This is a genomic window from Alteromonas sp. 07-89-2, assembly GCF_013113925.1.
GTDB classification, from domain to species: domain Bacteria; phylum Pseudomonadota; class Gammaproteobacteria; order Enterobacterales; family Alteromonadaceae; genus Alteromonas; species Alteromonas macleodii.
In genome coordinates, this window is the sequence record NZ_VTYM01000007.1 from 30,438 (window position 1) to 52,967 (window position 22,530).

Annotated in this window: 21 protein-coding genes; 6 read left to right on the forward strand and 15 right to left on the reverse strand. The window is 45.8% G+C overall.

The window, feature by feature from the left end; genetic code table 11:
- Positions 1-10 precede the first annotated feature (10 nt).
- The gene (gene nirB, locus F0261_RS06675; RefSeq protein ID WP_171337524.1) at positions 11-2,560 is read right to left on the reverse strand and encodes a nitrite reductase large subunit NirB; all 2,550 of its coding nucleotides are present in this window, start codon (positions 2,558-2,560) and stop codon (positions 11-13) included.
- A 311-nt stretch (positions 2,561-2,871) separates the two neighbouring features.
- Entirely contained in the window at positions 2,872-4,437 is a 1,566-nt protein-coding gene (locus F0261_RS06680; protein ID WP_014978293.1) for a SulP family inorganic anion transporter, read from the reverse strand.
- A 434-nt stretch (positions 4,438-4,871) separates the two neighbouring features.
- Between F0261_RS06680 and F0261_RS06685 the strand changes: the two genes are divergently transcribed.
- On the forward strand, positions 4,872-5,159 hold the full coding sequence (locus tag F0261_RS06685; protein WP_014948232.1) for a hypothetical protein: 288 nt from the start codon (positions 4,872-4,874) through the stop codon (positions 5,157-5,159).
- A 354-nt stretch (positions 5,160-5,513) separates the two neighbouring features.
- Positions 5,514-6,854 carry a nitrate regulatory protein gene (locus tag F0261_RS06690; protein WP_014975658.1) on the forward strand — a complete coding sequence of 447 codons (1,341 nt, stop codon included), beginning with the start codon at positions 5,514-5,516 and terminating at the stop codon, positions 6,852-6,854.
- Positions 6,855-6,902: 48 nt separating this feature from the next.
- On the opposite strand, the gene F0261_RS06695 is transcribed toward F0261_RS06690, so the two are convergent.
- The 5 genes from F0261_RS06695 to F0261_RS06715 all read right to left on the reverse strand — a co-directional run bounded on the left by F0261_RS06695 (position 6,903) and on the right by F0261_RS06715 (position 10,462).
- Positions 6,903-7,547 (reverse strand): nucleotidyltransferase family protein, encoded by a 645-nt coding sequence (locus tag F0261_RS06695; protein WP_171337525.1) that lies wholly within the window; start codon positions 7,545-7,547, stop codon positions 6,903-6,905.
- A gap of 2 nt (positions 7,548-7,549) precedes the next feature.
- Positions 7,550-8,242: a phosphatase PAP2 family protein gene (locus F0261_RS06700; protein WP_039231824.1), complete on the reverse strand. Its 693-nt coding sequence runs from the start codon at positions 8,240-8,242 to the stop codon at positions 7,550-7,552.
- A gap of 31 nt (positions 8,243-8,273) precedes the next feature.
- On the reverse strand, positions 8,274-8,594 hold the full coding sequence (locus F0261_RS06705; protein WP_171337526.1) for a BolA family transcriptional regulator: 321 nt from the start codon (positions 8,592-8,594) through the stop codon (positions 8,274-8,276).
- A gap of 5 nt (positions 8,595-8,599) precedes the next feature.
- The gene (locus F0261_RS06710) at positions 8,600-9,241 is read right to left on the reverse strand and encodes an alpha-ketoglutarate-dependent dioxygenase AlkB (protein WP_171337527.1); all 642 of its coding nucleotides are present in this window, start codon (positions 9,239-9,241) and stop codon (positions 8,600-8,602) included.
- Positions 9,242-9,379: 138 nt separating this feature from the next.
- Positions 9,380-10,462 carry a hypothetical protein gene (locus tag F0261_RS06715; RefSeq protein WP_171337528.1) on the reverse strand — a complete coding sequence of 361 codons (1,083 nt, stop codon included), beginning with the start codon at positions 10,460-10,462 and terminating at the stop codon, positions 9,380-9,382.
- Positions 10,463-10,698: 236 nt separating this feature from the next.
- Here F0261_RS06715 and F0261_RS06720 point away from each other — a divergent pair, with 236 nt between their 5' ends.
- Both F0261_RS06720 and F0261_RS06725 read left to right on the forward strand, forming a co-directional pair.
- Entirely contained in the window at positions 10,699-11,931 is a 1,233-nt protein-coding gene (locus F0261_RS06720; RefSeq protein ID WP_014948223.1) for a methyltransferase, read from the forward strand.
- 49 nt (positions 11,932-11,980) lie between these two features.
- Positions 11,981-12,589, forward strand: coding sequence for a peptidylprolyl isomerase (locus F0261_RS06725; protein WP_014975652.1), 609 nt, complete (start codon positions 11,981-11,983; stop codon positions 12,587-12,589).
- A 37-nt stretch (positions 12,590-12,626) separates the two neighbouring features.
- Here F0261_RS06725 and F0261_RS06730 read toward each other — a convergent pair whose 3' ends face one another.
- The 5 genes from F0261_RS06730 to efp all read right to left on the reverse strand — a co-directional run bounded on the left by F0261_RS06730 (position 12,627) and on the right by efp (position 18,226).
- Positions 12,627-13,145, reverse strand: a complete 519-nt coding sequence (locus tag F0261_RS06730; RefSeq protein ID WP_171337529.1) for a GNAT family N-acetyltransferase — start codon at positions 13,143-13,145, stop codon at positions 12,627-12,629.
- Between the two features lie 99 nt (positions 13,146-13,244).
- A complete protein-coding gene (locus tag F0261_RS06735; protein ID WP_061439494.1) occupies positions 13,245-13,862 on the reverse strand; it encodes a hypothetical protein in 618 nt (205 codons plus the stop codon).
- Positions 13,863-14,031: 169 nt separating this feature from the next.
- A complete protein-coding gene (locus tag F0261_RS06740; RefSeq protein WP_061439492.1) occupies positions 14,032-16,425 on the reverse strand; it encodes a TonB-dependent receptor in 2,394 nt (797 codons plus the stop codon).
- Between the two features lie 177 nt (positions 16,426-16,602).
- Entirely contained in the window at positions 16,603-17,571 is a 969-nt protein-coding gene (gene epmA, locus F0261_RS06745) for an elongation factor P--(R)-beta-lysine ligase (protein WP_061439490.1), read from the reverse strand.
- A gap of 85 nt (positions 17,572-17,656) precedes the next feature.
- A complete protein-coding gene (efp, locus tag F0261_RS06750; RefSeq protein WP_014975647.1) occupies positions 17,657-18,226 on the reverse strand; it encodes an elongation factor P in 570 nt (189 codons plus the stop codon).
- Between the two features lie 36 nt (positions 18,227-18,262).
- Between efp and epmB the strand changes: the two genes are divergently transcribed.
- On the forward strand, positions 18,263-19,288 hold the full coding sequence (epmB, locus tag F0261_RS06755) for an EF-P beta-lysylation protein EpmB (RefSeq protein ID WP_171337530.1): 1,026 nt from the start codon (positions 18,263-18,265) through the stop codon (positions 19,286-19,288).
- A gap of 1 nt (position 19,289) precedes the next feature.
- On the opposite strand, the gene F0261_RS06760 is transcribed toward epmB, so the two are convergent.
- Positions 19,290-19,481 carry a hypothetical protein gene (locus F0261_RS06760; RefSeq protein ID WP_014978283.1) on the reverse strand — a complete coding sequence of 64 codons (192 nt, stop codon included), beginning with the start codon at positions 19,479-19,481 and terminating at the stop codon, positions 19,290-19,292.
- Positions 19,482-19,760: 279 nt separating this feature from the next.
- On the opposite strand from F0261_RS06760, the gene F0261_RS06765 reads away from it, so the two are divergent.
- Positions 19,761-20,093 (forward strand): hypothetical protein, encoded by a 333-nt coding sequence (locus F0261_RS06765; RefSeq protein WP_171337531.1) that lies wholly within the window; start codon positions 19,761-19,763, stop codon positions 20,091-20,093.
- Between the two features lie 101 nt (positions 20,094-20,194).
- Here the strand turns inward: F0261_RS06765 and F0261_RS06770 are convergent, their stop codons facing one another.
- Positions 20,195-21,490: a hypothetical protein gene (locus F0261_RS06770; protein WP_171337532.1), complete on the reverse strand. Its 1,296-nt coding sequence runs from the start codon at positions 21,488-21,490 to the stop codon at positions 20,195-20,197.
- Positions 21,491-21,669: 179 nt separating this feature from the next.
- Positions 21,670-22,371 carry an HAD family phosphatase gene (locus F0261_RS06775; RefSeq protein ID WP_171337533.1) on the reverse strand — a complete coding sequence of 234 codons (702 nt, stop codon included), beginning with the start codon at positions 22,369-22,371 and terminating at the stop codon, positions 21,670-21,672.
- Positions 22,372-22,530 lie beyond the last annotated feature (159 nt).

The following is a 22,530-nucleotide window of genomic DNA, read 5'->3' on the forward strand; positions in this document are numbered from 1 at the left end:
AAGCCAGTGGCTATACCATAGAGACAGGAATGAACTGATCTTTACCTGCTACTTTTTCAGCTTCAGTAGCTGGGCGAACCTGGCCTCGCTCTGAAACAAACTGAATATTGGTGTCGCTAGCATTGCTGTTTACGAATTGACGGAAACGCTTGCGCGACTCAGGGTTTTCAATGGTGGTTTTCCATTCGCACTGATAAGCATCAACCACAGCATCCATCTGTGCTTCAAGCTCACCATTAATGCCAAGAGCATCGTTGATTACAACGTCTTGCAAGTAAGCTAACCCACCTTCTAAGTTGTCCATCCACACCGATGTGCGCTGTAGGCGATCAGCCGTTTTCACGTAAAACATCAGCACGCGGTCGATGTACTTAATAAGGGTTTCGGTATCTAGGTCGGTGGCAAACAGGTCTGCATGTCGAGGCTTCATGCCGCCATTCCCGCAAACATACAGGTTCCAGCCTTGCTCGGTAGCAATAACGCCAATGTCTTTGCTTTGGGCTTCTGCGCACTCACGGGTACACCCCGAAACGGCAAATTTAATTTTGTGCGGCGCACGTAAGCCTTTGTAACGATTCTCTAAGTCAATGGCAGTGCCAACAGAATCCTGAACACCGTAGCGGCACCATGTGCTTCCCACACAGGATTTCACGGTACGCAGTGCCTTCGCGTAAGCATGGCCGGTTTCAAAACCACCAGCGACCAGTTTTTCCCAGATATCAGGTAAGTGCTCTACGCGCGCTCCAAATAAATCAATGCGCTGACCACCCGTGATTTTGGTGTACAAGTTGTATTCTTTTGCCACTTCGCCGAGCAGAATCAACTTCTCAGGCGTTATTTCGCCACCAGGTACACGCGGTACAACGGAATACGTGCCATCTTTTTGCATGTTGCCAAGGTAGATATCGTTGGTGTCTTGCAGAGGAAGATGTGAAGCCTTAAGAATGTAGTCGTTATACACCGAGGCTAAAATTGAGCCCACAGCGGGCTTACAAATTTCACACCCTAGACCTTCACCATGCTGCTCTAGTAGCTCGTCAAAGGTGCGAATGCCGTTTACCTTAACAATGTGAAATAGCTCTTGTCGGGTATAGTTGAAGTGCTCACAAATGGCTTTTGATAATTCCACACCGCGCTTTTCAAGTTCGCTATCCACAACATTTTTAAGTAAGGCAGCACAACCTCCACACCCTGTGCTGGCTTTGGTTTCGCCTTTTACATCGCCAACGCTACAACAGCCGCCTTCAATGGCTGAAACAATATCGCCCTTTGTCACATTTAGGCATGAACAAATAGACGCGGTGTCTGGTAGTGCATCGGCACCTAGCGCCGGTGCAGCATCGGATGAGGGCAGAATTAGGCTTTCTGGGTGTTCAGGTAATTCAATATTATTAAGTGCATACTGTAGGAGCGTGTCGTAGTCGCTGGTATCGCCAACGAGTACAGCACCAAGCACGTACTTTTGCTCGCTATCTACCACCAGCTTTTTGTACACGCCTTCTGGCTGATTTAAATAGGTGTAGCTAAGCGCACCGACTGTGCGTTCATGAGCATCGCCAATTGAGCCCACTTCCACACCCATTAGCTTGAGTTTGGTACTCATATCTGCGCCAGCGAACTCGGCATCGCCGCCGGTTATATGACTTACAGCCGTGCGCGCCATGGTATAGCCAGGTGCTACCAGGCCAAAGATTTTGTTATCCCACAGCGCACATTCACCCACAGCGTAAATGTTTGGATCAGACGTCACGCAGTGGTTATCAATGACAATACCGCCGCGCTCACCCAGTGTTAGCGCTGACTTTCTGCCAAGCTGATCGGAAGGTCGAATACCGGCAGAGAATAAAATCATGTCAGTTTCTAGTGCAGTGCCGTCAGCAAACACCATTTTATAGCGGCAGGTATCACCAGCCTCGATAGTTTGGGTGGCCTTTTGGGTGTGAACCATTACGCCCAATGCTTCGATTTTATCTTTAAGCACGTTACCACCAGCTTGGTCTAGCTGTACCGCCATAAGCTGCGGGGCAAACTCTACCACGTGGGTGTCTAGACCGGCTTGTTTTAATGCGTTAGCGGCTTCTAAACCCAACAGCCCACCACCGACAACAACCCCTACTTTGCTCACCGCTGCTGAAGCTTCAATAGCGAGTAGATCGTCTATAGTACGGTACACCAAGCAATGCTCTTGATCGTTGCCAGGGATGGGTGGCACAAATGGGTATGAGCCCGTAGCTAACACAAGCTTATCGTAGCTAAACACCTGCCCTTCAGAAGTCGTCACTTTATTATTGTCACGGTCTATATCGGTAACCAAGGCATTGGTAACTACGTTTACGCCCCACTCGGCGTACTGAGCGGGTGTAGTGAGCGCTAAGTCATCAGCACTCGCGCCGCTAAAAAAAGACGACAGATAAACGCGGTCGTACGCAAGGCGTGACTCGCCGCATAAAACGGTTATTTCTACATTGGCATCGCTTTGGTGAAGCTGCTCAACAAAATGATGCCCCACCATGCCGTTGCCTACGACGACAATTTGCGTTTTTGAGTCCAATGAAGTCATGGTATTCCCCTTTTTTCGGGACAAAAAAAAGCCCGCTTCAACTTTCGTTGATGCGGGCTTCGTTGCCTATTTTGCCAACGGTTTAGGTCGGCTAACACATTTTACGGAGTGTTATAAATCACACAATTTTCAGCGATTGACACAAATCACCAAAACACACTTTACGTTTATAGCTATCCAAGTTCAGTGCCAAAAACGTAAGCAATTGTTTTTATTTGATTTACTACAAAATAAGCATTATTCAGACTTCACAACTGCACCAAACAAACGCAAAACTGTGTTCACTTGGTGCATTGAGGCTATCAAATAACTTAGGCCAGCTTATCCGTCGCTACGCGGTAGCGAGGGTCTTCAACCACGTTAATTTCAACAAACTTATCGGCCTTGCGAAGCAGTGAGCGACATTCATCACTGATATGGCGAATGTGTAGCTTTTTACCCTGCTCTTCGTATTTGTCAGCAAGGGTATCTAGCGCATCGATACCTGATGAATCCCAAATGCGAGAGTCTTTAAAGTCAATAACTACATCGTTAGGATCGTTGGCTATATCAAACAGGTCTTTGAAATGCGATACCGAGCCGAAGAACAGCGGGCCGTCTAGCTCATAGACTTTCCAACCGTCGTTATCGATATGGGATCTCGCTTCGATATGACGAGCGTGTTTCCATGCAAACACCAGTGCGGAAACAATAACACCCACAACAACTGCAATAGCCAGGTCAGCGATAACGGTAACGCCTGTTACTAGGAAAAGTACGAACGCATCTTCTTTGTTTACGCCGCGAATAATTCTGAATGACGCCCACTCAAATGTAGCGATAACCACCACGAACATAACGCCAACAAGGGCAGCGAGAGGAATCATTTCAATTAGCGGAGCAGCAAATAGAATAAAGCCCAATAATACAACCGCCGCGGTGATACCAGACAAGCGGCCACGGCCACCAGAGTTAATGTTAATCATACTTTGGCCAATCATAGCGCAACCGCCCATACCGCCAAAGAAACCGTTTACGGTATTTGCAACACCTTGGCCAACGCATTCTTTGTTGCCGCGTCCGCGGGTGTCCGTCATTTCATCAATTAATGAAAGGGTAAGGAGCGATTCAATAAGACCAACCAAGCAAAGAATGACTGAGGTAGGCAAAATGATCATGAAGGTTTCCCAGGTGAACGGCACCATAGGAATAGCAAAGCTAGGAAGTTCACCCGCTAGCGTTGCGGTATCGCGCTGGTCAGCTGGTAGCAAATCGCGAACAAAGTCGATTACAGTGCGCGCTTCAAGGTCAAGACCGTGTACTAACAAGGTTACCGTAACAATCGCTACCAGCGACGCAGGTACGGCTTTAGTTAGCTTTGGTAGTAAATAGATAATAGCCATAGTTAACGCCACAAGCCCTAACATCCAATATAGCAGCGTACCTTCCATCCACTGCAACTCACCGGCCGCGTTAGTGACTTTGAACTGGCCTAACTGCGCCAGGAAAATAACAATTGCCAAACCATTTACGAAGCCTAGCATTACCGGATATGGGACCAGTCGTATAAACTTTCCAAGCTTGAAAATACCGCACATTATTTGCAGTAAACCAGCCAAAATAACCGCGGCAAATAAATACTGCACACCGTGTTGGGCAACCAGTGCCACCATTACAACGGCCATGGCGCCGGTAGCACCAGAAATCATTCCTGGTCGGCCACCAATAGCGGAAGTGATTAAGCCCATCATGAAAGCCGCATAAAGACCAATCATTGGTTCTACGCCGGCCACAAATGCGAATGCAACGGCTTCAGGGACCAAGGCAAGCGCCACGGTAATACCTGATAGCACGTCGTTTTTAACGTTGCTGTCTTTACTGGTAATTAAATCGAACATGTTCTCTCAGAAGCTAAGATGTTAAACACAACAACCCACCATGGCGTACACCGCGTTAAAGCAGAACACCAAGTAGGTAGGAGATTTTTTCGGCGATTCTATCACCATTGTAGCTCAAAATCTTTTAATAGATTGTTACTAGGGCCTGTTGAACGTTGATGTGCAGCAAAGATCAACAGGCCCCAGTCCGAACTACTTGGCGCTTACGTGATAAGCGCAGGGCTCTTTGCCCCTTTCCTAATGCTGTGAGCTTGTCAATTTTTCATGTACGGTCTCAGGGCTTAATTTAATAGCGAATGCTGACAAATTGCATCGTACATGGCATCGTATAATGGTTTTTATTAACCGCGTCGTTCAATGCGCTTCGATTTCTAATACGGGGCTACGGTAAGACGTCGCAATAAGGCACAAGTCTTATTCAACGAGGAGTTAAAGTGGTACCTTATATTCTGACTATTTTGTGCGTGCTAGTGGCAGGCGCTATTCATTGGATGTCGCCGAAGGCTTATTGGAAAGCCACTATCATGTCGACCGCCGTTATTTTACTATTTTCTGTAGCAGCATTGTTTATCTTTAAAGCATCAGGAATGCTGGTTAGCGAGCACACTGGCGAGAATGCTGACTTTTCTGGGCAAATGTTAACTATCACCACAATGATTGCCTTCTTCGGTTTCTTAATTTCACTGTTTGTAGGTTGGTTTCTTCGCGTAGTCAGAAACTAATCTGGATAGCAAAACCACACCTTTTGCGAAGCTGCACCATTTTGGCGCAGCTTCTTCTCTCTCAACTTCCCTCTTAACGCCGCTAACCTTCCCGTCCCCCTTATACAGTCACCTTAAGTTAAAATTCCAGCCGAACCACATGCCGCTAAATGTCAGCACTCCGAGCGTTTTTGTTCACTCTAACGCTTATCTTCATTAATTCTAATAAACAGGGCATAAGTGTTGCTTGGTACACGTATTGCTCTGCTGAGTGCAGGGGCTAAGAGCAATGAGTTTCAAAAAACGTTTCGCCAATAGATGCACTCATCAAGAAAAAATTCGAAACGTGTGTACCGAAGATTAGCAGGCCTTAACATGCTTCATGAACCAGAACAGACCATTGCGCTTTGTAGCGACGCCACTAAGCGCTTTTTGCTAGCGGCCAAGCACGCCGAAATAACCGTGCTTGAGCAACTATCTAGTAATTGTCGAATTGTAATTGCCGTTCGAGAACTTATTCATGAACTGCAAAAAGAGCGTGGGGCCAGCAATATCTTTCTTGCTTCAAAAGGCGAGCGTTATGCCGCTGAGCGAATGCAGTACGTCAGTGCTAGCGAGCAAGCGGAGTCAATGTTGAAAAGCCACTTGAAATCTCTCTACCTGACAGATGAGATCACAACGGGTAACCCGCGGTTGTTGAGCAGCATTACACTTGCTATGCAGGCGACGGACTACCTGCCCAGACTGAGAGAACAAGTAAGCAAGCAGCTGCTGACACCACTGGAATCTACACGAGCATATAGTCGTCTAGTTGCCAGTTTGCTTACGGTTATTTTTGAAGCGGCAGATATTGCAAGCGACCCAACAATCACTCGCTTATTGGTTGCACTGTTCAATTTTATGCAGGCAAAAGAATACGCTGGGCAGGAGCGGGCGTGGGGCGCTATTGGTTTCGCAGAAACTCATTTCGATGTTCGCCTTTGTGAAAAGCTGGCCGCGCTTCAGCATGCCCAAGAACATCACTTCAGTATATTCTGTGAGTTTAGCTGTAAGCCGCATAAAGATGCATTAGACGCGTTGAACAAAAGCCCTGCTGCAATCGATATTACACAGCTTAGAAATATGATTGCACAGCTTGGTGACGGCAGTCCGATTGCCGGAGAAATATCGGAAGTTTGGTTTGATGTAGCAACACGTCGAATGGATGCAATGCAGACTATCGAAGTGGCGCTCACTGAGGCCCTTACTCAGCAAGCTAACAGTAAAGTGGCCGATGCAAAAAATGAGATGGCCAATCATCAGCAGTTGCTTACGCGCTTCAATGATGAACACGCTACTGATGGCTCACCGCTCACCTTATTGTTCGATCCAAGTATGCCTGGACTCGCGGAAGACACCAAAGAAGACGAAATCAAAACGCTATCACTTAACGAGCAAACGAAGACTCTATCTGCTCACCGCTCTTTTTATGATTTACTGCGTTCACAGGCCCAACACATAGAAGATATGGGTCGGGAGCTCGAAGAGGCCAAGCGTGCAATACAGGAACAAAAACTGATTGGGCGAGCAAAACTGGTAGTAATGGAGCAATTCGGATTAAGCGAAAATAACGCGTATCGTCGACTGCAAAAACAAGCTATGAGCGAAAATACGACCATAGCGGCTATTGCCGCTAAGATCGTAAATATTACAACAAAGACTACTGCTCAAAGGTAGCTACTCTCAATTGAGTCACTTCTAGTTTAATTAAGCGCGTTCTAGCTCTTAAGGAGAAACTAAAGTCAACAAAGGCCAAACAGTAAGCCAATTCTTAGAAGCTAGTCGCTGTTTAAAAACTTCGGGCCTTGGATATTTTGGGTTAATACTTATGGTGCCTGCGAAGTTTGCTTCCAAGCCAAATGGCGCAAGTATGTCTAAATCATCATTGGCTAAAAGACGAACCGCAACACAGGTTTCTCGTTCTATCCAATAAGAAATAGCGTCGTGGCAATTTTGATAGGGAGCGTGCTCGTGAGCTACGTGCATACGCGCTTGGTTTTTAACTTGCCAATTAGCTTGAGAAACCATACGCGCTAACTCGCGTTCTATGGCTTGTTCTTGTGCTTTTAGTCCTGGTTTGGCAGCTGCAGAATTTGGTGAGTAAGCTTGCGGTTGAGGTACTGATTTCAATGTATTATCGGCACTCGCAACACTTTGCGGCGGATTAATTTCACCACTAAAGTAAATCACATCAATATCGTTAAGCGGAGTTGGTGTCGCTCTTGCGTGTAACTCATCCCATATGGCATTTCGAACAAATCCAGCACCAATGTACCCTTGCGGTAAATCGAGCGCTCTCAAAGCGCGAAGGCAGCGCATGCGAAAAGGATCCCGCTTAATAATGTCGCCTAGCCGCTTGAAATCTTGCACGTTTAATCTTCGTCTTTTATACGCAGTTTGCGTTTCCACTTGATGATATAAAAGCAAAAGGCAGCCATACTGCCACCAGCAAACCACCCTGCAATAATGTCGCTAGGCCAATGCACGCCCAATAAAATGCGGCTTAAGCCAATACAAAATACAAGAAAAGTGGCTGCCATATAGATCCACACTTTTACTGAAGCGTTTTGCGTGAAGTACGTTAACAAATAGGCGATATAGAAATAAACAAGCGTAGATAAGGTAGCATGTGCAGAGGGGAAACTTTGTGTATACACACTTACATCCTGCATGGGCAGCGGAGGACGAGGCCTGTCGATGCCAGCTTTGAGTAAGAAGGTCGTTGCGATCCCCACGGCAACAGCAATCAAAAAAGTCAGTGCCTTTTTCTTTTCACCGGCCATCGCCAAGGCTCCGGCAACTGAAATCGTGACAAAGATAAGTGCCGTATTACTGCCTAACGCGGTGATATCGCGTAGCGCGTCTTCTTTCCAACCTGATACATTGCCTGCTTCACTAATTACATTGAATAACGCATTGTCAAACGTAGTCAGCACGCCCATGTAGACAAACAACATCATAAGCAAAAAACCGGTGCCAAGTAGTAACACCTGAATAGAGGGTGTTTTTATGATGTCTAAGTAAGAGGCTAGCGCGCCGCTGTTTTTCGTTTCACTGCTTGTCATAAATCTACTTCCATTTAGTACAAAAAGAGCGTTATTGGTCGTGCTTGCTACCACCTAGGCAGTTTGGCGATACCATAGATTGCCCACCTCGAGCTTCCCACTCTGTAGGCGTATACGTGTGAAGTGCCAACGCGTGAACTGGCCCCTGCAGCGCGTCAGCCGCAAGACCGTTAATTTCTCTGTGTCTCGCTATTAAGCGCTTCCCCTCAAAGGCATCACTCACTACCGTTACTTTAAAATGACTTTGAGCCCCTTCTGGAACATTGTGCATAAAACTCTCATCTACAACCTCGAGAAAACTCGGATTAAGTGCAGCTTCAATCGTAGTTTCCAGAAACGCTTTTACTTGCATTTGGCTTACCTTGTTCTGTGAATAAGATGTCGGAATGTTAGATTAATTCTACCACCGATAGGCTTAGCCGTCTTCGCAATACCATGCACATAATGACTTTGTGTTGTTCCTGCCATAATTAATACACTGCCGTGCTCAAGCACCTGTGTATACTTTTCCTTTGTTTCTTTGTGCTTAAAAACAAAGGGCCTTGCTTCACCTAAGGTGACGGATGCAATAACCGGGTTTATACCCAACTCAGGCTCATCATCTGAATGAAAGCTCATGCTATCTTGTCCGTCACGATACCAATTCGCTAACACACTGTTGAACTTTGTATTTTGGGTTGGAGCACATAACGCTTCACAACAATCCTTAATACTTAAAAGGCTGTTCGTCCACGGATTTGGCGACATGGTTAAATTCGAATAGGTATAGGTGCAATCGTCATCGCCGTGCCAGCTCTGAAGGCGGGGAATTTTTACCGGCTTGCCAAACAATCTGATCGAGTCCTGACGCCAGGGTAACTCGGCCTTCAGTAACTCAAAAAAAGTATCTGCATCACTTTTTGATAGCGCCTGAGGAAAATAAGTGACATCGCCCTCTGACAGCGGGAGCTTATGTGACGAGCTATTGTTTTCTGGGGTCTCGAAAAGAGAAAACTGCATGCGTAACTATGATATTTCCGGTGATTTTTAATTTTGGCTATGGGCACTTGATCTCAAAAGTGCTTAAACACACCTTTGAAGTATCCCCAATTACACCTTAATTACGCATGCATTGCTAATGTGGATTGATGTTAACTTCTATAAGCGTGATTTTTCTTTGAAGTCGTCATCTGCAGGTGTGGCACTGTATGCACCGCTGTCTTGAATAACGCCTTTATTCTTGTTCATCCACGTTTTGATTACGGCACTGCTCGCCGATGCGCTCGGTACTTGGGTATTGCTTCCGTCAAGTGTCAACGGGCTGAAAGCTCGTGACCAAAAATAGTGAGTCACTGCAGCACCATGCTTCTCAGCCACTTGCCACCAAGCAAAATTCCATGGTTTTAGCTCTGAAAATGCAATGCTATTCATTAGGCTAGCGTTATTGTCACCAGCAAGGAATGTGCTGGTAACCGGCGAGCTACGATACGCTTCAATGGCAATTCCCTTAGCTTTTAGTGCATCAACAATGCTTTTACTTCTCTCACCAGTCCAATCGTTATTCAGATAAAATTTTTCGCCTATGGAATAGAAAGGGTCGAGCAATGCGATACGATTTGGCCGATATGATGATGTCAGAACACCTCTATTTACCGCATCGTCTGATTTCTCTGAAATAGTAAGCGCTAGTTGATTCCCCAAAGAGTGACCCGCTATGCGGAGCTCGCTACCATTAAAGTTAGGCATTCCATTCGTGAGAGAGTTGTAAAGTAACTGTGTTACCGAAGAGCTTGGTCCCGAGCTGTAGCTGCCATTTGACGACTTCCAGCGCATATTTCGAGGACCAGAAGCCGAATGAATCTTGGCTTCTGCATCTTTAACTTCAGACTCATCTGCAAACTGGTTCCAATACAGAATCCCTACATTATACCCTCTATCTAACCAATACCATGCGAGGTCTTCGTTAGGTCCTCCCGAGTTTGAACGATTCAACGTCTCGCGACGACGCTCCGTTACCGAGCCGTTTTGCCATCCGTGAATGTAGATGACCGTTTTATTATTGGCGTTGTAGTATGGATTAGGCTCATTAACATTCGCTTTTTTCGCGTCGTTGTAGTCAAACCAATACAAACCGTAATCTAAATTACTAAAGGCGGCATCAGGGAAAGTTACTTCAGCTTTAACATTTAGAGAGAGCGTTGAAAAGGCAATGGACAGTAGAATTATCAGTCGTATTTTCATAGTTTTCTCAGTTAATTATCAAGTGGTCAGATGAGATTTAATTAACAATATTTTCACACAAATAAAACAAAGTAAACGTTTTACCTTTTATTTTCATCGAAACATTCGCGTTTTGAGTCTTCTTGGCTGTTAGAGCCGCATGGCGGATATGATAAGATAGGCAGCGCGTACATAAACCAAATAGGCATTCCCAAAAGTATGTGAGTGCTTTGAGCCATCTCTGAAAACAGACTCCAATGAATACAGAATTTATTTTTGCCGACCGACAATTCTCGCTTATTCGCTACCCTGAAAAGCACCAGCACATAAGCCTTCAAGCATGGGATAGCGCTGATGAACTCGTTATTGAGCACATTGAGAGCTTATTAAGTGAAGCGTCGCTTTCAATTGGCAGTGGTGACAATGATGGCTCAATGATGATTTTTAACGACGATTTCGGCGCGTTAGGTTGTTGGTTTTCGCACTTAGCACCTTACTGGGTATCTGACTCCTACATATCTTTGCGATCACTCTCTGAGAATTTAAAAGCCAATCATTTACTGGGTAATGCAGAAACGAGCAATAAAAACGGCCTGCTAACCGCGCCGCTGAAAACCTTGACTAGCGTGCAAAGCTTAACGTTTAAGCCAGAAAAGGCGCCGAGTCTTGTTGTGCTGAAGGTCCCCCGCGCCCTTGCACTTCTTGAACAGCAGCTTATTGATTTACAAAAATATATAACACCTGACACGCGTGTTATCGCAACCGGTAAAGTGAAGACCATCACAAAATCCGTACTCAACCTATTTGAACGATATATTGGCCCCACCACCACGTCCCTTGCCAAGAAGAAATCGCGGCTTGTGTTCGCTTCGCCTCGTGAGTCAATAAAACTATCTGACTCGCCCTATCCGACGCGCTGGCAGTGTAAAAGTACGATGGGAACGGCGTTAACTATAGACAATCTGGCGAATACGTTTTCCCGACAGTCATTAGATATAGGCGCTCGCATTATGCTTGAACATATGACGGTGAGCGCTAATGATGTGGTGGTAGATTTAGGCTGCGGCAACGGAGTACTGGGGGTTAATGCCCTTTCTCTTGCCCCTGATGCCAAAGTAATATTTGTGGATGAGTCCTATATGGCATTAGAAAGTGCCAGACTCAATGTGCTCAACAACTTCCCGGATAAAATTGATCAATGTGAGTTTGTTGCAAGTAATTGCCTTGAAACATTAATCAATAGAGAGAATAAACCTGCTGTTACCAAAATTCTGTGTAACCCACCGTTTCATCAACAAAACGCAATCACTGACCATATTGCATGGCAAATGTTCACTGATTCCCGGGACGTACTTATTAAAAGCGGTCACTTAGTGGTGGTTGGTAACCGGCACCTCGACTATCACATTAAACTTAAAAAGTTGTTTGGTGGCGCTAAGGTACTTGCGAGTGACAAAAAGTTCGTTATCTTAGGCACTGCAAAACGATAAACGATCAAAAAACATGCGCGAATTAAGGAAAACATTTAAAGGCATTTTTATGAAGAAAATACTTTTATCACTACTGACCGCTATCATGCTAATAGGCAGCAGTTCACCCGTTATGGCCAAGAAAGACGATGGGTCTCAGGTTCAGCCAGATAACTATTACCCTCGGGTGAAAATAGAAACCACCATGGGCGATATTGTGGTTGAACTGGACAGAAGACGTGCGCCAATTACCGTAAATAACTTTCTTCGTTATGTTGATAAGCGCGCCTACGAAGACACCATTTTTCACCGCATCGTGCCTGGTTTTGTTGTGCAAGGTGGTGGTTATACGGCAGACTTCAACGGCAAGTCGAACTTTCCAGATATCTTCAATGAGTCTGGTAACGGTTTGACTAACGACCTGCACACCATTGCAATGGCAAGACAAGGTGACCCGCATACCGCAAACCGACAATTTTTCTTCAACGTGAATGACAACAGCAGCTTAAACCCCGGAAGAGACTGGGGCTACGCGGTTTTTGGCGTAATTGTTGAAGGCGAAGATATTGTTGATGCCATGTCGGAAGTAGAAACTGAATATTCGATTCGCCTTAACGCGAATAACGTACCCATTGAGCCGATCATTATTAAAAAGATGACCGTGTTACCGCCCTTATAGCGATTAACAGATACTAACAGCCATAAAGAGCAATGCTTTATGGCTGTAATTCCAACCTGAACAAATGCTGTTTTGGGAACGTTTTGTCGAAGTAAAAGCCCTGCTTGTTAAATCCTAAGCGCTGTAAAAGCTTCTGCGACGCCATATTTTCTGGGTGTGTCATGGCTGTTAGAAAACGATAGCCCTCAGAGGCAGACCACGCTATAACACACTGACATGCCTCATGACATATACCCTTGCCTCTTGCTTCAGGCAGCATGGCAAAGCCTAAATCTGGACATTCAAATGCAAAGCGATTGAAGAGACCACAAACCCCTAACGGTTGTTTGGTTTCGGTTAATTCGACAGCCAGCAGGCCATACCCCCACTCTTCGCGCTGCGCATTTGTTTTGCCAATGTAGTCACACGCATCGTCTACTGTATCGACATTTTTACTTCCAATGTATCTAAGCCATAGCGGGTCCTGCTGCAGCGCAAGTACCCAGTGTTTATCATCAAAAGTAAGCGGCCGTAGCGTTATTTTATCGTTTGTAAAAATAGCGGTGTTTGTGTTCACACTAATCCTTTTAGCAAAGTTTTTATGACGCGCATGTAGTACTCGCTTTTGTACCTCTACATTTGAACGTATAACTAGAAGTAAGACCTAAGGCAAACACTATCTCTTTGATAGAAGCCTGTCTATGTGCTCAAAGTGGTCTGGGTTGACCACTGCCGCGCGGGGGTACTTTGGGTTCGCTCTGTCGTTTACTCTTGGGTGCTCCCACAACGATGTATGGACGATAAATCGCTCGGCTTCCTCTATACCACCGTGCTCTAAGCATCCACTCAAGCATGTATCTACGTACGTTTGATGTACGGGATAGGCGTCATTTGCCTGTGTACAGTCGAGTGTTTCGCAAATCCAAAAGGTAAATTGTGCAAGCACATCGTCTAGAGACGCAGAACCCTTGTGTTGATGAAAGTTGAGTGCTTTAGCGCTTACTTCGACAAACCGATAGTCTTTTTCTCTCTCCTGTAAGGCAGGGTTAATTTGTGTTGGGATAAGCTGGGCGTTTAATTTGCAATGCGCATTGGCCACGGCGCCAACGTAAGTCTGTTTTTCATGAAGACTACGCGTCACCCATGCCCTTTCGAAGCCTGAAACCGTCACAGAGATCCCTGGTGTAAAAATGTTGGAGTAGCGCTCTCGGCTGTCTTTGCTAAGTAAGCTTCCATAACCTAACACCATGTGTTTTTCGGTTTGCGTACTTAACCAATTCGCTATGTCATTCATTTTCACCTCTACTTCACAACCGCTCGACGTTTACCATCTTAAGCATGTTTATCTTTGCAGTTTATTCAACTGGAAAAAATCGTACTGACCACTTTCCCCTAGTATAAAAAAAGGCGATGTACTGAGAGCCCCAATACATCGCCTTGTATACCGCAGTGGAGTTGTTTAATTAAAACAACGCTCTCACACCCATAGTAAAGTTTCTACCTGGAAGCGGTGCTTGGTCTTTTAAGAAAGATGTATGAACACGGGCTTCCTCGTCAGTTAGGTTTTCACCGCGCGCAAACACTACCCAGTCAATGCCCTGTGTGCCAAATTCATATTGCACGCTTGCGTTAACCAAGGTGTAACCGTCGGTTGCAGTCTCAAATGACGCAACTTCATTTTGGTCGTCGTACCACGTAAAGCCCACGTCAGCACTTAAACCATCGTTCACGTAGCTTAATTCACTACCAAAGCGCATAGGCGGCGTGCGCGGAAGGTTGTCGTCTTCAATTTCTGCGCGGATATAGTCACCAAATACGGTTAAGCGTAGCGTGTCTGATAAATCAACGTAAGTTTCTGCTTCGAAGCCCCAGATGTCAGCGTCAGCCTGTTGGAAATAATAAATTGGCAAGCCTTCTTCATCGCCGTGTTCATCATGTCCATGCTCTTCGTGTTCGCTGAGCGCAATTAAGCCTGTGCTTGTTTGGAAGATATAGTCATCTGCCTGATTGTAGAAGAAAGACGCACTATAGCCCCAGCTACCGGTAAATTTACGGAAAGTAATATCTAGGTTGGTACTAACTTCTTCTTTTACGCCTTTAAGTGTTTCTTCGATATGGCCTTCTTCATCCATATCAAATACTAAACCCACTTCGTAGCTTTGGGTTGCTAAATGCTGGCCAGCAGAGAAAAGTTCTTGCTGACTAGGCGCACGCTCACTGCGTGACAACGTAACGGCAACCGAGTGACCTTCCTGGTATTCCCAGTTAGCGCCCGCTGAAAGCGATAGGCTGGTAAAGTCGTAGTCAGGGAAGTTGAAAGCAACAGCATGCTCCTCGCCTTCATGCTCATCATGCAATACGTCAAGTTCCACTTCGCTGGCATCAGCATCTAATGTCGTTCGCTCTAGTCGGCCACCAAGCTCAAAGGTTACATTACCTACTTTCTTTTGTTCTATAAGATAAAGTGCGTAGCTCGATGTAGTATTAGCTGGGGTAAAGGCTTCTTCGCCCACGGCATTGTAATCGCTATGATTAAACTGTAGCCCGAATACGCCGTGCCAGCCGTTCACTTCTTCGTGATAAGCAGACAGGCGAATGTCGCTCGATTCATTTGTGAATACCGTGCCTGGCTCACCGTCTTCAATCTCAGCATGTTCGTAATCGGTGTAAGCTGCGGCAAATTTAAGGTTAGTTATTCCTTCAAAGGGTGAATGCCACTCACCGGCTGCTTGATAACGGGTCATATCTACATCAAGTAACACGCCTTCTTCAGCGTGTTCTTCATGATCATGTTCTTCAAGATCGTGGTCTTCGCCCTCATGCTCTTCCTCACCATGAGCATGGCTATAGCCAGGTACGCCATATTTGTTGTCGAGTTGTTCAACAGCGAAACCGAAGTAGCCTTCTTCGGCCACGTAAGATAAACCTGCAACGACGTTACGCGTCTCCATTGCGCTGCTTTCTAGCACACCGTTTGGTTCATCTTCATCGGGGTCGATAGACGCAAAGCCCGGAATATCCGCGTTATCTGTATCGCGATAAAACCCGTCGACATGCCATGCAATATTGCCACTGCCACCCGTTACATCTGCACGGGTATACGAGCCGTTATTCACTGTGCTATAGCTAGTTTCAGCTTCGCCTTCTACGCCGTCTATCTGATACTGAGGAATACGTTTGTCAACCACGTTAACCACACCACCAATAGCGCCACTGCCGTATTGAAGCGTTGCAGGACCGCGAAGTACTTCCACCTGCGTTGCACTTGAAAGTGTGGTGGCAACATTGTGATCTGGACCTACTCGAGATACATCAGATACATCCAAACCGTTTTGAACAATCTTTACGCGCGGGCCATCATTACCGCGAATAACTGGGCTGCTTGAAACCGGGCCAAAATAAGTGCTGTGCACACCCGGAGCGTTTTTTAGGGTTTCCCCTAAGGTTGGTGCTTCTATTTTACGTAATTTTTCAGCACCAATTACTGTCACTGGCGTAACAGATTCCAGTACTGATGATTGAAGCGCATTGGCGGTAACCACGATATTTTCGACGGATGCAGGCTTTAAAACGAAATCTACATTTTGATCCGTATTTACGTCGCCTAAGTCGTTATCACCATGAATGTAGTTTGAAGAATAAACATGTAAATGAATATGTGGCTGCTTTACATCGTCAAAACGGTAAATACCATTTGCATCGGTGTATGCTACACGGCGGCTGCCTTCGATTTTTACTTCAGCCCCTGCAACAGGTTGCCCTGCCGTGTCGGTGACTTTTCCCGTTACTGTGGTGGCATACACAGGCGCACTTAACAGCCCTGCTATGGACAAACTTAGCAGCGAACGCATTTTCATGGGTATCCCTCTGTGGATGTTATAACATTATTTAGTGATGTTATAACATTTTAGCCATTACCCATTGCTTGTCAACCGCTGCTTTACTCACTTAATCTTATGTTTTTGCAATTTAATCGGACGCGCCTACTGGAACCCAAGGTTTAAGCAATTCATAGCTAATTGGGCACGAAGGTACTAAGCCCTACTCACAGTGAAATTGATCACTCCTTGAATATGCTTCGCGTTGATTTTAAGCATTAACAGCCTGTCGATGCCCAGCGCCACACCCGCACACGGTGGCAAACCTGCGTCAAGCGCACTTAAGAAATTCTCATCAATGGGCTTAGTGGGAAGGCCATGTTCTTCGCGCTTTCTGTTATCCGTTTCAAAACGCAGCCGCTGCTCTTTTGCTGCACTTAACTCATGAAAACCGTTAGCAAGTTCAGCGCCTTGGTAATACACCTCAAAGCGTTCGGCAACCCGTTCATCAACTGGGCTTAGTTTGGCAAGCGCCGCCTGAGAAGCAGGGAAATCGTAGATGAAGCACGGTTTTTCGTTACCGATTTTAGGTTCGATTACATAGCTGAATAACAGTTGTAACTTGCTGTCATAGCTTAGATTTTGCGGCGCGTGAATATCTATGTTCTGCTCTTCCATTACCTTTAGCAAAACGTCGTTATCAGCACTTAACGGGTCAATATTTAAAAAGGTTTGAAAAGCTTGCTGATACGTCATCTTGTCGGCTGGAGCTGTCGCCAGTGTTTCTTGCAATAAAGCGTCGACCTCTTCCATTAATGCAAAATGATCAAAGTCCAAGCGGTACCACTCTAGCATGGTAAACTCAGGGTTGTGCCAGCGGCCTTCCCCTTCATGGCGAAACGCTTTGCACACTTGATAAATACTACCGCTGTCAGCGCATAGTAACCGCTTCATGGCATATTCAGGTGACGTTTGAAGATACAGCGTAGTTGGCTTACCGGATGAGCCAAAATTGAATTGTGTATCGAACGCGTCTAAATGCTCATCGGTAACCGTACCGTTTGAAAGTAAAGGCGTATCTACCTCTAGAACGTTTCGTGCGTAAAAAAACTCACGTATTGTTCTGAGTAATTCTGCTCGCGCAACACGCGCTTCATGAGTGGTAGTAGGCTGCCAAGATTGCATGTGTCCAAACCTAAGAAGATTAGCTAAAACAAAAAACCGGTACACAAAGGTACCGGCTTTACACGTAAACAGAATGTCTCAGATACTATTTTTGTGCGCGAGACACGTATTCGCCAGAGCGCGTATCTACACGGATAACTTCGCCGGTTTGAACGAATAGAGGAACGCGAACAACTGCACCAGTGCTCAGCGTTGCTGGCTTACCGCCTGTACCCGCTGTATCACCTTTAAGACCAGGATCAGTTTCAGTGATCTCTAGCTCAACAAAGTTTGGTGGCGTAACCGTGATAGGTGAACCGTTCCACAATGTAATGGTACAAACGTCGTTCTCTACCAACCACTTTTTATTCTCACCCACTGCTTTTTCGTCTGCAGCGATTTGTTCGAATGTATCGTTGTTCATAAAGTGGTAGAATTCGCCGTCGGTGTACAAGTAGGCAAGCTCCGTATCCATTACGTCAGCGCCTTCTACTGATTCACCTGAGCGGAAAGTTTTCTCTAAAACTTTACCTGAAATAAGCTTGCGGATTTTTACGCGGTTAAACGCTTGGCCCTTACCCGGCTTTACGTATTCGTTTTCTAGAATGTTGCAAGGTTCGCCGTCCAGCATGATTTTCAGGCCGCCTTTGAACTCGTTAGTGCTGTAATTAGCCATAATTCCTCTGTCTAAACATAAGGTACAAAAAGTTTCGTGGAACAAATAATACCTAAAAAACCGATTTCTGTAGAGCATAACTGGCAAAAAGAATTAGCAAGTAGCTTTACTGATCCTGCAAAGCTATTGCAACACTTAGGTTTAGACCAAGAAAAATACGCACAACACATTAAAGCACGTCGACTTTTTCCTATGCGTGTTCCACGACATTTCGCAGACCTTATGGAAAAGGGAAACCCTAACGACCCGCTGTTTTTGCAAGTCATGCCGCTCAGCGATGAATTCCTAACATCACCCGGTTATAGCGAAGATCCACTCGACGAGCACGACACCGCAGGCAAAGGCATACTGCACAAATACGATTCTCGCGTGTTATTAATGGTTCGCACCGGCTGTGCAGTAAACTGCCGTTACTGTTTTCGCCGCCATTTTCCTTACGCCGACAATGCGGTAAGTAAGCACCAATGGCTTGATGTGCTTGAATACCTTCGCAGTAATAACAAAATTAATGAGGTGATTTTTTCAGGTGGCGACCCACTGATGGCGAAAGATGATCATTTGTCGTGGTTAGCCAACGAAATTGCCTCCATTCCCCATATAAAACGCCTGCGTATTCATAGCCGTCTGCCGGTAGTGCTACCAGAACGAATTAGCCATGACTTTGTTGAATGGTTTACCGCATTGCCGCTTCAAAAAGTATTAGTGCTGCACGCAAACCACGCGAATGAGATGTCAGAAACGCTAAAATCCCGATTAAGCACACTACGAGAGAGAGGTGTGACCCTACTCAATCAGTCGGTATTGCTAAAAGGCGTAAACGATTCCGGCGATGCCATAAGTGATTTAAGTGAAACGCTGTTTGAGGCTGGTGTACTGCCCTACTACTTGCATGTGTTAGATAAAGTGCAGGGTGCGAGTCATTTTTATGTGAGTGATGATGAAGGTCGTCGAATCATGAAAGAAGCGATAAAGCGCCTGCCGGGCTTCTTGGTGCCAAAACTGGTGAGAGAAATTGGCGGTCAACCCGGCAAAACGCCTATCGACTTACATTTGCATCCGTAACTTACGCGTAGGTATCAATGTTGGCGCCTAACGCGGGGTTTGAAGATGACGTTTTTGGTACGTCAGCGGCTGATTCCAGCAGCTGAAGCGACGCTTTTCCCTCTTGCTCTTGCTGGCTTTTTGCCAACTTAAGAGAGGCCAACTCAAGTGACGCACCGGACGTTCCAGAGGCACTAGCACCTTGTAGATCCATACCATTTTCCTTTGTTGCTTGTAGCAAAGTAAAAAAATGGGCAGAATTGCCCACCCTTACGGCGTGTTGTCCATTACGTAAAAAGCAAGCGGCCTAATTGCCCGCAGACTTCGTAATTTACAACTGACTTCAGGTTATCGGCCTTGAAAGGCGAAACTTTAATCATTATTTACCGTGATACATTCGGCGTAGCATAAATGATAGCTGCGCAATATATATGAACATTAAGTGTGCGGCTAACGCGTGCACCGGATTACATTAGAAACAAAAGGCGTGACCATGCAACAGAGCCAAGAGATGCAAGCTGTCCATCAACAACTTCAAGAAACACTTCAAACGCTGCACCGCAAAGCTGTTGATGCCGACCAAATACTAGATAGTTTACAGCGCGATCAAAAAGGGAAGTTTGCAGCCGTTTTCGCAGATGACAGTGGGTTTAGCACATCAGCAAAGCGCTTTAGTCCATATGTTCAAGAAATTGCAAATGACTGGCAATCGCTAAAGGAACTGGATGATGATGCGGCCAAACAAGCCCTAGCGCCATTAGTTAAAAAAATAGAGTTGGCGCTGGTGACCATTGCGCAATTTCAGCAATCCCTATCTAAAAGCTAGCGCGGACTAAAATATGTCCATGAACGAAAAGCTCGCTTTATTTGCGGGCTTTTTTTGAAATTAGCTTCTCGCTTACGGCGAACTCTCACGCGCCTTACCGCTTATTTTTGATAAAGCGGTAGCAAGGCAATTCTCCGCTTAATTTCCTGTACTTCTTTCAAATAGGCTTCACTGTCCACCCGCTGATACTGCTCGGTAAATACTTGCTTACTTAAGCCTTCGGGCAGGCCTTCAATAGGCGGGATGATTTCAAGTTCACTTTGAATGCGCGCAATCGCGTTTTGCACTTCCATCGCTGTATTTGGATGGGTAGCGACCTTTGCAAACTCAGTACCCGACATGTCTGCCGCTAAGTCTACAAAGCTATAGCCCGAACCACCGTTGCCCCGGTCCATTAGCTCTTTAAACTCACCAATTGCTAGGGACATACCTTGTTCTGCCATTAACTCTAATGCAGCAGAAATGATAAAGTGACGAGCCAAATCGTTGCGCTTGTGCAGCACAGCACCTCTGCGAGGCTTTAGCGCTTTTTCGGAATCTGGCTGTATGTCGCCCACCAGAGTCCCAACACGATGATGCCCAACGTAAACCGCTAAAGCGAGGATTACCGCATTATTATGCAGTACTGCATCTTCAGGGGTTTGGCTTTGCTCTCTCGCCCGTGCCATCCCTTCGCGCAAGTATTCAATAAGGGATACCGGTTTACTTGATAAGGCTATTTCTCTACCAGACAAATAACGTAAATAGTACGCAGATAACTGCTGAAGCTCGGTCTGTTCGCTTACCGACATATTCGACGCCACTACGTTTAACTCGCTTAGCAGCTCATCTAAACGCCCAACATCAAGGGTAAGTTCACCGCTTCTCATGGTCACACGTTCAACCCGCGATAACGCAATGGTGGCTATTTCTGATTGCGTATAAGAGTTCACCGTACGCTCTAAAAACCCAAGTAAAAAACGACCCGGAATGGTTAAGTCGCCAACTTGGACTTGCTCTATACGCAAGCTATCTCCAGGCAGTACTAGTGCTGACGCATTTACATAATACCCCGAATTGTTGATAGCGTAAGTGACGTTAATGGTTCCCGCCAACGGCGTGATATTCACTACGCCCTTAAAGTCAGGTAATGCACGCTGTAACACACCCACTAAACTTTCGACTTGGGTTTCGGTGAGCGTAACTTGATGCCCCTCTTCTCGGCGGGAAAACGCCTGTTGCAGCTGACCGAGGAGTTCATTAACGCTATCAGCACCATCTAGCTGTGTGGGCGCTGTCGATACGACTAATGGCGCTTTTTGCACAGCCATAACCGTAATCGTAGCAACGCTTACTACAAGCAGAACAACAATGATGGCAAGAGTAATCAAAAGCCATTTTACGCTACGCAAAATCATGAGAAATCAGCTGTACCTGTCATAACAATGAATAAAAAATAAGTTAGCGCCTCTGGCGTTCTTTGCTGTAAAACAAAGAAAGTTACGCCCTAACGTGCTGGTTATACTACGTTATCTATTTTCGCGCCACCAGTGACAAGTTGGCACGACAAGTCGGCAATTAACCTCCACCGCATTCGCTAAAAAACGAGTTCGCAGTCCACCCAGTCTTTCAAGCTTGTATACCGCACTGTGGCACCAGACAAGTCATGATGTTTCGACAAATCCGTGGGTATCACAACGCAGGCTAGGTTTGCAGCAAGTGCCGCTGTCATGCCGGTTTGCGTGTCTTCAATTGCCACACATTCACCGGGTATTTTTCCTAGCTTGTCCATTGCAAGCGCGTAACAATCAGGTGCTGGTTTGCTGTTTTCGACATCTTCCACGGCAACCACGCAAGAAATATAAGCACTTAAACCATACTGAGATAAGGTTTTTTCCACCGACTTTTTACTTCCCCCAGTCACGATGCCAATGGTGTAACCTTTGTTTGCACATTGTTCAATGGCTTCTTTAGCAAACGGCATTAAGGGAAAAGCTTGCTTATCTAAGTAGTCGCTAATGCTTTTGTGTTTTTGCTCTGCTAACACCTGCGGCGCTACATCAATATTAAAATGTTTGACGAGATCGACAGCATTTTGCTTTACTGGAATACCCGCCATCACTTCACAATAAAAATCCTCGCTTAATTCAACATCGTACCCCAGCAAAATGTCTTTCCACAGGTCAAAATGTACGGATTCTGAGTCAATAAGGGTACCGTCGTGATCAAATAATAGCGTTGTGGTTTTGTCGCTTACCGCTAACTGGCTACTTGATGAAGAAACTGAGTGCAATGCCAAAATAAACCTCCTTGCTAGTTCGATACCGGTTTTGAAAACATATTGGGGCCATCGATACCGAAAAAACGATAACACCTTTAGCCCCTGCTGCAGTGCTTTGTTAATAGTGATTGCTATCATGCCATATGTCAGAACATGCCAGAACAGTGCCAGTCCTGT